This window comes from Arthrobacter sp. TJ-178, assembly GCF_058269275.1.
In genome coordinates this window covers 152,016-163,162 of sequence record NZ_JBZCNK010000007.1, presented here as the reverse complement: position 1 = coordinate 163,162, position 11,147 = coordinate 152,016, and the positions used below count along the sequence as shown (strand labels likewise).

General features: G+C 64.3%; 9 protein-coding genes and 1 tRNA gene. 4 read left to right on the top strand and 6 right to left on the bottom strand.

The window, feature by feature from the left end:
* Nucleotides 1-137: 137 nt before the first annotated feature.
* Entirely contained in the window at nt 138-623 is a 486-nt protein-coding gene (locus AC4D2Q_RS17125; protein ID WP_490927630.1) for an SRPBCC family protein, read from the top strand.
* Nucleotides 624-632: 9 nt separating this feature from the next.
* Nucleotides 633-2,006, top strand: a complete 1,374-nt coding sequence (locus tag AC4D2Q_RS17120; protein WP_490947620.1) for an FAD-binding oxidoreductase — start codon at nt 633-635, stop codon at nt 2,004-2,006.
* Here the strand turns inward: AC4D2Q_RS17120 and AC4D2Q_RS17115 are convergent.
* The 5 genes from AC4D2Q_RS17115 to otsA all read right to left on the bottom strand — a co-directional run bounded on the left by AC4D2Q_RS17115 (nt 1,990) and on the right by otsA (nt 8,797).
* A complete protein-coding gene (locus tag AC4D2Q_RS17115) occupies nt 1,990-3,720 on the bottom strand; it encodes a glycoside hydrolase family 13 protein (protein WP_490947619.1) in 1,731 nt (576 codons plus the stop codon). The genes AC4D2Q_RS17120 and AC4D2Q_RS17115 overlap by 17 nt on opposite strands.
* A 129-nt stretch (nt 3,721-3,849) precedes the next feature.
* Nucleotides 3,850-5,220 carry a DUF4032 domain-containing protein gene (locus AC4D2Q_RS17110; RefSeq protein ID WP_490927633.1) on the bottom strand — a complete coding sequence of 457 codons (1,371 nt, stop codon included), beginning with the start codon at nt 5,218-5,220 and terminating at the stop codon, nt 3,850-3,852.
* Between the two features lie 121 nt (nt 5,221-5,341).
* Nucleotides 5,342-6,433, bottom strand: coding sequence for an ABC transporter ATP-binding protein (locus AC4D2Q_RS17105; protein ID WP_490927634.1), 1,092 nt, complete (start codon nt 6,431-6,433; stop codon nt 5,342-5,344).
* A gap of 130 nt (nt 6,434-6,563) precedes the next feature.
* Nucleotides 6,564-7,340, bottom strand: coding sequence for a trehalose-phosphatase (gene otsB / locus AC4D2Q_RS17100; RefSeq protein ID WP_490947618.1), 777 nt, complete (start codon nt 7,338-7,340; stop codon nt 6,564-6,566).
* Nucleotides 7,337-8,797, bottom strand: coding sequence for an alpha,alpha-trehalose-phosphate synthase (UDP-forming) (otsA, locus tag AC4D2Q_RS17095; RefSeq protein WP_490947617.1), 1,461 nt, complete (start codon nt 8,795-8,797; stop codon nt 7,337-7,339). Before otsA ends, otsB begins: the two co-directional genes overlap by 4 nt.
* A gap of 167 nt (nt 8,798-8,964) precedes the next feature.
* On the opposite strand from otsA, the gene AC4D2Q_RS17090 reads away from it, so the two are divergent.
* Together AC4D2Q_RS17090 and AC4D2Q_RS17085 are read left to right on the top strand one after the other, a co-directional pair.
* Entirely contained in the window at nt 8,965-9,837 is an 873-nt protein-coding gene (locus tag AC4D2Q_RS17090) for a DsbA family protein (RefSeq protein ID WP_490927637.1), read from the top strand.
* A 152-nt stretch (nt 9,838-9,989) separates the two neighbouring features.
* Nucleotides 9,990-10,066 (top strand) — tRNA-Thr (locus AC4D2Q_RS17085).
* Between the two features lie 74 nt (nt 10,067-10,140).
* Here AC4D2Q_RS17085 and AC4D2Q_RS17080 read toward each other — a convergent pair.
* Complete coding sequence (locus tag AC4D2Q_RS17080; RefSeq protein WP_490947616.1) at nt 10,141-11,118, bottom strand: DUF5692 family protein; 978 nt, start codon at nt 11,116-11,118, stop codon at nt 10,141-10,143.
* Between the last annotated feature and the right edge of the window lie 29 nt (nt 11,119-11,147).

The window sequence follows — 11,147 nt, the reverse complement described above, 5'->3', positions numbered from 1 at the left end:
CATCCGGGAGGGTGTGGGAGAGTAGGTCACCGCCGGACAATATTTGGTTGAGAGGTTCAGGCCCGCACCGTATGGTGCGGGCCTGAACTGTTTAACACCCCCCCCGTGCCATATCGCGGGCGGGCTAGGCTTGGACCATGAACTCTTCCCTTTTTTCGCACGCTGAGCAGCCCGAGCCGGCGAAAGATGCCGCCTCCGTTCCGGACGTCGTTGTAAAGCGTCAAGTGCCCCGCGAGCTGCATGAAGCGTTCAACGGCTTCACCGAATACCTGCATCTCTGGTGGCCGGAAGAATTCACTGAGTTCGGCGAGGGCACACACCCCGAGATTGAATCAGCCGCGCTGACGGAAAGCGGCCCCGAGGGAGAGAGCGCCGTATGGGCCACAGTGGCAGAACGGGTCCAGGATTCCGAAATTGTCCTGGACTGGGTACGTGGCCACAGCCCGCAGACCCCAACCGAAGTCCGTATTTCCTTTGAGCCGGTGGACGCGGCAACCACCAGTGTCACTGTGCAGCATTCGGGGTTCGCAACGGTTCCGGAAGCCGAGGAAGCGGCGGGGAAATTTGCAGTGGCCTGGCCGCAGATCCTTGACCGTTACGCACGTTTCATGGGTGCCCGGTAGCATCCTCGTATGACGCCCGACACGCTCCTGGACCTTGCCCGCTCCCTGCCGGACATTGAGGTGCAAACCTCAGACGAGGTGTTGGCGGCCTACGGCACCGACCAGGGGCCCGTGCTGGAGAACGTCAATCCGCTGGCCGTTGTGTGGCCGCGGACCGTCGGTGACGTACAGCAGGTCCTGCGCTGGGCCTCGCGCACCGGAACAGCAGTTGTTCCGCGCGGCGCCGGGACGGGAGTTTCCGGCGGCGCACACGCCACCGCCGGCAGCATTGTGGTCAGCCTGGAACGAATGAACCGGATCCTCGAAATCCGGCCCGAAGATGAGCTGGCAAGGGTAGAGCCCGGAGTCATCAATGCGGATCTCAACAATGCCGCTGCCGAGTTCGGCTTGATGTATGCACCTGACCCGGCGAGCTACCGGATGTCCACCGTTGGCGGGAACGTGGCGACCAACGCCGGCGGGCTGCGCTGCGCCAAGTACGGGGTGACCCGGGACTCGGTACTGGCCCTCGACGTCGTTCTCGCTGACGGCACACTCGTCAGCACCGGACACCAGACCTTTAAGGGAGTGGCGGGATACGACCTGACCGGGCTTTTCACGGGCTCCGAAGGAACCCTGGGCATCGTCGTCGGAATTACCGTACGGCTGCGCTACCTGCCCGTCAAAGTATGCACGCTCGCCGGCTTCTTCCCGGACATTGAAAGCGCGGCAGCCGGCGTGCTGGCGGTCGGCCGTGCGCGTGTACAGCCGGCCATCATGGAGCTGCTCGACGCCGAGACCATGGTGGCGCTGGATGCCGCCCACGGGTCCCTTCTGCGCTCCCGCGGCGCTGCACTGCTGCTGATTCAAACTGACGGCTACGGGGCAGATGCCGAGGCGGACGTTGTCCGTTCAGTCCTCACCGCCGCCGGCGGGCTGGTCACCGTGGAAGGTTCGGATGAAGCGGTGGAGATGGTGGACCTGCGCCGGCACAGCCGCGGAGACGCTGTCCACACCGAACACCGGGTGGGGGAGGACGTGGCGGTGCCGCGGTCCCGGCTGGTGTCCTATATAGCTGAACTCAACTCCATGGCGCGCAGGCACCAGGTCCGGCTGAAAGTGGTGGCACATGCCGGGGACGGCAACCTGCACCCGACCTTCTGGGTGGAAAAGGCTGAGGGCAGCGCTGCCGTTCAACGGCTGGACGCTGCCCTCGATGAATCCATTGCCGTCGCCCTTGCGATGGGCGGCACCATCACCGGCGAACATGGGGTGGGCCAGTTCAAGCTTCGCTGGCTCGCGCAGGAACAGCAGGAGGAAGTGCTGGAACTGCAGCGGCGCATCAAAGCTGCCTTTGACCCTGCCGGGATTCTCAATCCCGGAAAGGCTATTCTTCCGCGGTAGCCGGCAGCTGAAGCCAGACCGTGCTGTTGGGGCGGATTCTGGTCCCCTCAAGGGCGGAGGCCGAGCTGGTGGCCAGGACGGGGAGTTGCGGGAGCTGCACCGGGTTTTCGCCCATGTTCATGGCAACCAGGACGTTGTTGTTGACGAAGGCCACCAGGCCCTCGCCGTCATGGTCGGGCCACCACGCCAGGGTTCCGGCACCCAGTCCAAGCTCACGCCGCAGGTCCAGGGCCTTGCGGTACATGTTCAGCGACGAGAACTGATCGCTGCGTTGGATATCGCGTGCGTGCCGGCCCCAATAACCGGGCTGCGGCAGCCACGTTTTTCCGGTGCTGCTGAACCCGTAGGACGGTTCGCTGACCTTCCAGGGCAGCGGCACGCGGCTGCCGTCGCGGCCGACGCGGAGCCCGGCTGTGCGGTGATACGTCGGATCCTGCCGGAATTCATCGGCCATCAGGGTGTGGTCGGGCAGCCCGAGCTCTTCACCTTGGTAGAGGTAGACCCCGCCGGGCAGGGCGAGCATCAGCAGCGTCGCTGCCCGCGCCCTCGCCGCGCCCAGCTGATACTGCGGCTGGGTGTCGAGGGGGCCAATGCCGTCGCCGCTGCGCAGGGTGTTGGCTTCCAGCCCAAAGCGGGACACATGCCGGACGACGTCGTGATTGGAGAGCACCCAGGTGGTGGGCGCACCCACCTTGTCGAAAGCCTTCAGCGAAGAATCGATGATCTCGCGCAGTTTGGGGGCATCCCACGGATGCGTCAGGAAGGCGAAGTTGAAGGCCTGCTGCATCTCATCCGAGCGGACCCAGTCCGTCAACCGATCCAGCGGATCCACGTTCGCTTCGGCGCAGAGCACCCGGTCGCCGTCGTACTCATCGAGGAGCTTCCGCCAGGACCGGAAGATATCGTGGATCTCCGCCTGGCCGAACATGGGGGCCTCGTATCCCGGGAAGCCCTCCGAGGACGCGCCGTCGGCCGTCCCGCCCCAGTCCGGCAGCCCGGATTTCTTGATCAGCGCATGCGCCACGTCCACCCGGAAGCCGCCCACGCCGCGGTCCAGCCAGAAGCGCAGAATGCGCTCGAACTCCGTCCGGACGGCAGGGTTGTCCCAGTTGAAGTCCGGCTGGGAAGTATCGAAGAGGTGCAGGTACCACTGGCCGGGGGTGCCGTCCGGGTTGGTGATGCGGGTCCACGCCGGACCGCCAAAGTGGGACTGCCAGTTGTTCGGCGGCAATTCACCGTGCTCGCCGGTACCATCGCGAAAAATGAACATGTCGCGGGCCGGGGATCCGGGGGCCGAAGCCAGTGCGGCCTGGAAAAGGGGATGCTGGTCGGAGCAGTGGTTCGGCACCAGATCCACGATGACACGGATCCCGTACTCTCCGGCCCTGGCCACGAGGGCGTCGAAGTCATCCAGAGTGCCGAAAATCGGGTCGACGGCGCAGTAATCGGCAACGTCGTAGCCGGCGTCCTTCTGGGGGGAGCGGTAGAACGGCGAGAGCCAGATGGCGTCGATTGCCAGTTCTGCCAGGGCGGGAATTTCTTCGGTGATGCCCGGGAGGTCGCCGACACCGTCTCCGCGCAGATCGCGGAAGGACCGCGGATAGATCTGGTAAATCACCGAGGACCGCCACCACTCTTTGCCGGGCTGTCCGTCGTGGACGGGTACTGTCTGGAGCACCCCTCCTGGTAAGCGGGAAAGTGCTGATGTGGACATACTTGAGGAGCGTCCTCCTGTCTGGGGAAGGTCTTTAATCAGTTCCATCAACGCAATTAAAGCGAATCGCTGCCCGTGCTGCCATGAACTGCACCACAGGCGGGAGCGGGACGGTCTGCCCGGCGAAGGTTAGCCGTCAGCCATCTGGTCGGGTGAGCCGCCCGCTTCCAGGATGTTCATGGTGCGGGTGTCGGTGCTGAGCAGAATCGCGGCCTCATCCCGGCGGTGGCGGAGCACCGTGTCCATGTAGGACTGCACTGCCTCCGCCATGGGCACGTTGCGGTTTTCCTTCTCGGACATGTACCACCGGTGCTCGAGCACCTCGTGCACCACTTCGGCCTGTTCCAGCTTGCTGCCCAACTCACGCGGCACGGACTTCACGATCGGCTCGAAGACCTGGGTGACCCACAGATGTGCGCTGAGTTCCTCTTCCAAGTCCGGGTTGTTGTCCGCCCGGTAGGAATCCATGTCATTGAGCAGGCGCCGGGCCTGGTTTTCCTGGGCGTCCAAACCGGTCAGGCGCAGCAGGCGGCGCTGGTGGTGGCCGGCGTCGACCACCTTGGGCTGCAGCTGCACCTGGGTGCCGTCGGCGGTGGTCTTGATGGTGAGTTCGTCGACGTCGAACCCGAGGTCATTCAGGCGCCGAATACGCGCATTCACGCGCCAGCGTTCACCCAGTTCGAAGGACTCCTTTTCCGTGAGCTCCGCCCAGAGGTTCCGGTAACTGTCCATGATCCGCTCGCTGGTGGCCAGCGGATCAACGGTGTCCTCGATCAGGCCGCCCTCGGCGAGGTCCATCAGTTCTCCGGCAATGTTCACTCGGGCGATCTCGAGATCATATTCGCGCTGCCCGCGGGAGAGCTCGGGATAGAGTTCTCCGGTTTCCGCGTCCACCAAGTAGGCGGCAAAGGCGCCGGCGTCGCGGCGGAAAAGCGTGTTGGAAAGGGAAACATCGCCCCAGTAGAACCCGGCCAGGTGCAGGCGCACCAGGAGAAGGGCCTGGGCGTCGATGAGACGGGTCAGCGTCACCTGGCGCAGGGTCTGGGAAAAGACGGCGCGGTACGGCAAGGAAAAGCGCAGGTGCTTGGTGACCAGGACGGGCTGCAGCTCGTTGCCGTCCGCATCAAAACGGCCGGTAATCACGGCCACCGGCGCCACGCTCGGGACATTGAGCCGGCGAAGCTTGCGCAGCATGTGATATTCCTGCCGGGCTACATGCTCGCTGGTTTCCTTGATGGCGATCAACTCGTCGCCCATCCGGGCAAAACGGACGACGTGGCGGGAAATGCCGCGGGGCAGGGCGGCAAGATTCTCCTTGGGCCACTCCTCCAGCGGCAGGTGCCAGGGCAGGTCCAGCAGCGCCGGGTCCATGGACGCTGCCGTAATGTTCAGGGACGCCAGGGCTTTTTCCGGCGAAGCAGTCCTCAGGCGCGGCAGTTTGCCCGTCTGCTCATAGTCCGTTGGTTCATCTCGCCACTGGGCGCCTGCGGGTTCGGTCATAAGCACATGCCTTTGGGTGAACGTTCTGTCTGGAAGACAGTACTGAGTTAAACAGCAATGCGGTGGCCCCATACACGAGTTTAGAACAGGTGCAGGAGCCACCGCATATCAGCGGAGAGGTTTAGGCCTGATCGGCCAGACGCTCCCCGTTGCTGGCGTCAAACAGGTGCACATGGCCCTGCTGCGGGCGGACATACAGGGTGTCACCCTTCATCGGGGGACGGCGGCCGTCGACACGGACGACCATGTCCCGATCGGATCCGTCGAGCGTGGTGTGGCCGTAGACGTAAGCATCGGCGCCGAGCTCCTCAACCACGTCAACTTCCACCTTCAGGCCGGAGCCGGAGGAATCCACGATTTCCAGATCTTCGGGGCGAACACCAACGGTGACCGTGTTACCGGCAGCCTGGCCCAGCACCGAGCTGGATACCGGGTAGATGGCGCCGCCAAAGGCCACGCCGCCGTCCACTACGGGCAGTTCCAGCAGGTTCATGGCCGGAGAACCAATGAAGCCGGCGACGAAGACGTTCTTGGGGTGGTCGTACAGATTGCGCGGGGTGTCCACCTGCTGCAGGATTCCGTCCTTGAGCACTGCCACGCGGTCACCCATGGTCATGGCCTCAACCTGGTCGTGCGTGACGTACACCGTGGTGACGCCCAGGCGCCGGGTCAGGGACGCAATCTGGGTACGGGTCTGCACGCGCAGCTTCGCATCGAGGTTGGACAGCGGCTCATCCATAAGGAAGACCTGCGGGTTACGGACGATGGCACGGCCCATGGCGACACGCTGGCGCTGGCCGCCGGAGAGTGCCTTCGGCTTGCGGTCCAGGTAATCCTCAAGGTCGAGCAGCTTGGCGGCATCGCGGACGCGTTCCATCCGCTCTTCCTTGCCGACGCCGGCGATCTTCAGGGCAAATCCCATGTTGTCCGCCACGGACATGTGCGGGTAAAGAGCGTAGTTCTGGAACACCATGGCAATGTCACGGTCTTTGGGCGGAACATCGGTGACGTCGCGGTCACCGATGAGGATGCGGCCTGAGTTGACGTCTTCGAGTCCGGCGAGCATGCGCAGCGAGGTGGACTTTCCGCAGCCGGAGGGACCAACCAGAACCAGGAATTCGCCGTCGGCGATCTCCAGGGTGAGGTTATCCACTGCGGGGCGTTCAGTGCCCGGGTACAGGCGTGTGGCCTGGTCAAACGTTACCGTTGCCATGATATTTCTCCTTCACGGGCAGGTACGTGCCCGACGATCCGTTGTGAAGTGCTATTGAGTTAAAGAGCGAGTGGCAGCGGTTGTGGCCGCGGTCACAGGGTCAGTATGCCATACGCTCGGCCCGTACTGCTTACCTGCCGCTGCGGCGCAATTCCAGCAGTGTTTCCAGGACCTGGGTAAAGGCTTCCGGGGACTCGACCCGGAAAGCCGCCCGGGTGTCGCCGGGCCCGATTTTGATACCCAGGTCGCCGGGCTGCAGGGCGGCGAATCCGCGCTCGTCGGTCACGTCGTCCCCGGCGAAGAGCACGGCCCCGGCTCCGGTGAGTTCGCGCAGCGCGCGGATGCCCTCGCCCTTGTTCGTGTGCACCACGGAGGCTTCCAGTACCCGCTTCCCGTCGGTGACCTGCACGCCGTCGAGCGCGCCGAGGCCGCGCCGGGCGGCATCGGTCGCAGCGGATGCCACGTCATCAGGGGCGCTGCGGGTATGGAGCACGACGCCGGCTGGCTTTTCTTCCAGCCAGGTGCCGGGGTGTGCGCTGGTCACGGTTTCCACGGCCTGCCGTGCGCGGGCCAGCAGGCTTGCCTGCTCCGGGGTCAGCCGCAGCGGCTGCGCATTGGGCCCCGTCCAGGCCTCCGCGCCGTGACTGCCGATCAGCATGGTTTCCGGCTCGGGGGAGGCCGTCCGGCGCAGGCTGTCCAGGGCACGTCCGGAGATGAGTGCCGTGAAGGTTCCGGGAAGGGCCCCCAGTGCGGCAACCGCGGCAGCGGATTCCGGCAGCGGGCGTGCGTCGTCGGCATGTTCCACCAGCGGAGCCAGGGTGCCGTCAAAGTCCAGCGCGACCAGCAGTGTTTCGGATGAGGCCAGCCGGGCCAGTGCTTCTGCAAGCCCCTCGGGAAGATTGCTCACTGGGCAGCCTCCGGCTCCACCTGCTGCAGGGCGTTGAGGAAGTTCTTGGACCAGCGTTCGACGTCGTTCTGCAGGACCTGCCGGCGCATCAGACGCATGCGGCGCTGGGCTTCGCGGTCCGGCATGTTGATCGCCGACAGGATCGAGTCCTTAAGCCCGTCGATGTCATGCGGGTTCATCAGAATGGCCTGGCGCAGCTGGTCCGCGGCGCCGGCAAATTCGCTGAGCACAAGGGCGCCGGTGTTATTGATGCGGGCGGCCACATACTCCTTGGCCACCAGGTTCATGCCGTCCCGCAGGGCAGTGACCAGCATGACGTCGGCGGCCAGGTACAGGGCCACCATTTCCTCCACCGGGTAGCTGTGGTGCAGGTAGCGGATGGCAGTGTTGCCCATGGTGTCGTACGTGCCGTTGATTCGGCCGACGGTGCCTTCAACTTCTTCGCGCAGGAGCCGGTACTGTTCCACGCGCTCCCGGCTGGGGCTGGCCACCTGGATCAGGGAGGCATCCTCGACGTTGAGCTTGCCGTCCTCGAGGAGCTCGCCGTAGGCCTTGAGCCGGTGGCTGATGCCCTTGGTGTAGTCCAGCCGGTCCACGCCGAGCAGGATGGTCTTGGGATCTCCCAGTTCCCGGCGGATCTGCTTGGACCGCTCGATGATGTCCTCGCGCTTGGCCAGCTCGGTGATCTGGTCCACGTCAATGGAAATCGGAAAGGCTTCGGCCCGCGAAACGTAGGAGACGCCGTCGTTGGTGGTGACGTGCACCTGCTGCTGCCGGACCGTGTGGCCGGCAAAGCGGCGGACGCAGCGCAGGAAGTTGCTGGCGTCGGAGGGACGCTGGAAGCCGATCAGGTCCGCGCCGAGCAGGCCCTCAATGATGTTGCGGCGCCACGGCAGCTGGGCGAAGATCTCCAGCGGCGGGAAGGGAATGTGGTTGAAGAAGCCGATTTTCAGGTCCGGCCGGTCCTTGCGCAGCATCTGCGGGACCAGCTGCAGCTGGTAATCCTGAACCCAGACGGTGGCGCCCTTGGCCGCCATGGTGGCAGCGGCGTCGGCGAAGCGGCGGTTCACCGTACGGTAGGAGTCCCACCAGGTGCGGTGGAATTCCGGCGGTGCAATCACGTCGTGGTAGAGCGGCCAGAGGGTGGCGTTGGAGAAGCCCTCGTAGTACAGCTCCACCTCGGAAGCGCTCAGGGGGACCGGGAGCAGATGCATGTTGTCATGATCGAACTCCTTCAGTTCCTCGTCCGGAGCTCCGTGCCAGCCCACCCAGGCGCCGTCGGCCTTGGCCATGACCGGGGCCAGCGCTGTGACCAGCCCGCCCGGGGAGCGCCGCCAGCTTTCGCCTTCGTCGGTGCTAACCCGGTCCACCGGAAGACGGTTGGAAACTACGATGAAGTCGAAATCGCCATACCCGTCCCTGGCATTTTCTGCGGAATCGGCGGCAGCAGCGTTCACGATATGGACCCCTTGTTGGCTTAAGTGTTTAGGCCACTCTATCCAAGGCCGGAAACTTTGTGCCCGTTGAAGCCGTTGCAAGTAAGGGCCTGCACACTCGTTGGCCTAAACTGTTGCCTGCCGGCCGCATGCCCAGACGGGCAGGTGCGAGAGAGACATGAGGAACTATGACTGAGCGGAACCCCAAGCCCAGCAAAGCTGATCGTACGGCTGCTGCGCGTGACCAGGCGCGCGCCCTGCGTGAAGCCCAGAAGAAAAAGGAGCGGCGCAACAAGCTCCTGATCCGCTGGGGCGTGGTGGTTGCCGTGGTGGCCATCATCGTGATCGTTGCGCTGATCGTGATTAATTCCATCCGCAGCGGCAACGGCGCTGAGGCGGAAACCGGTACATCGCCGGCCAATGCTAACCAGTACGGCGGCATTACGGTTACGTCCACGGACTCGCTGCAGCCCGAGGAACCGTTCGATGTGGACGTCACGACGCTGCCGGACGCACCGACCGAGGATAAGGAAGACGCCCCGGTTCCCCCGGGTATTACTCCCGCCGAGGCCGGCCAGCCGGTGCCCATTGTGGTGTACGTGGACGTGAACTGTGTTCACTGTGCAGAGTTTGAGGCTGCCTACAACTCCCAGATCGCCTCGTGGCTGGATGCCGGCGACGTGACGTTCCAGTACCGCACGGTTGCTTTCCTGGACCGCGGTTCACCCAGCAATTATTCTTCCCGGGGCGCTAATGCCGCCGCCTGTGTCGCGGACACCAATCCTGAGTCCTACTGGGATTTCATGACTGCAATTTTCGGCCACTATGAGCAGGGCGAAATGAAGAACGCCGAACTGGCTGACATGGCTGACTCCGTGGGCGCCGGCGACGCCGCCGACTGCATCAAGAACGACGGCTTCCGTGCCTTCGTGAAGTACACGGACCGCCTGGCCCGCGTTGACTACGTTGGCGGGACCCCCGCCGTGTACGTCAACGGTGCCGAGACCAATGCGAACGATTTCACCGCCGCCGTTGAGGGCGCAATCGCAGCCACCAAGTAACTCTTTTTCGGTTCTCCGGTGCGCCCGTTTCCAGCGCCGCCCCTTGCGGGTTTCGCGGGAACGGGCGCTCTGGGCTAACCTTGTCTAGCGCAGTTGCCGTGTTTGCCTTTTTTCAAGCACGACGACGGCGGTTGCCGGCTTTGGCCGGCGCCGCCCCCTTAGCTCAGCTGGCCAGAGCACCTGTCTTGTAAACAGGGGGTCGCCGGTTCGAATCCGGCAGGGGGCTCCACTGAAAAAAGCCGCTCCTCAGATGTAGTGCTGAGGAGGAGCGGCTTTTTTATGCCCTGCCGGCGCCTGGCCGGATCAGACGGTGACCGGCCGGCCCGTTCCCGGGGACCCAGGCAGGGCAGCCGGGGACTCGCCGGGGAGGTTCGCGTCGCGCACCTCCTGGTACTGAGGCAGGTGGGTGTACAGCTCGTCACGCAGCGGATTGCGGTGCCGCTTGACGATGGTGAACACTTGGTAGACAGCGACGGCGATGTTGGCCGCCAGCGAGATGGCGGAGACGACGAACAGCGCGGTCGGGTTGTGCGAGGATTCGACGGCGAACGGCGACGTGCTCACGAACGTGGGGACCGCCATCGTGAACATCATCCACAGCGCCAGCGTGTGGGCGCGGTGCTGCAGCCACGCACCCTTCTTGAGGAAGAACGCGGGGATGGTGCAGGAGATGAGCAGCGCCGCACCGGCGTAGAACGAGTGGTCGCCGACGCAGTTGTAGACGTAGGCGAAGTTCCACAGGTCGTACGCGATGATCCAGAACCACATCATGTCGGGCCAGATCATGTCCTTCGACTTGTCGCGGGAGACGATGATGCCCGTCCAGCCGCAGATGGTGAGCAGGTTCAGGATGCCGGCGATGGCGTTCATGTAGTTCCATGGACCGCCGACCATGAAGACGCCGTCGTGCATGCCCTGCAGGCCCGCCACCTCAAAGTCGCGGATGACCGCCTCGGCGATGTTGATCGCCAGGATCAGTGCAGGGAACATCAGCATCCAGCGGTTCTTCGCCAGGCGCGGGACGTACCGGATGAGCATGAAGCCCAGGCACCCGAGGAGTGCCGAGTACACCTTCACCCAGTGGAACCATGTGCCTGTGGACGACCCTTCTCCGGCGGTCGTGGGCCACACGAACACGGTCAGGAGGATGGGCAGCGCAACGAAGAAAGCCAGACCGGCCCACTTCCAGCGCCGCGTCACTTCGTTCAGCGCAATGAGGGCAACCAGGACGACGCCGAACATCGCCCAGGAGTACCAGGGAATCGATTCGTACAAGAACATCTAGGGACCTCTCCTTAGCAGCCCGGTGT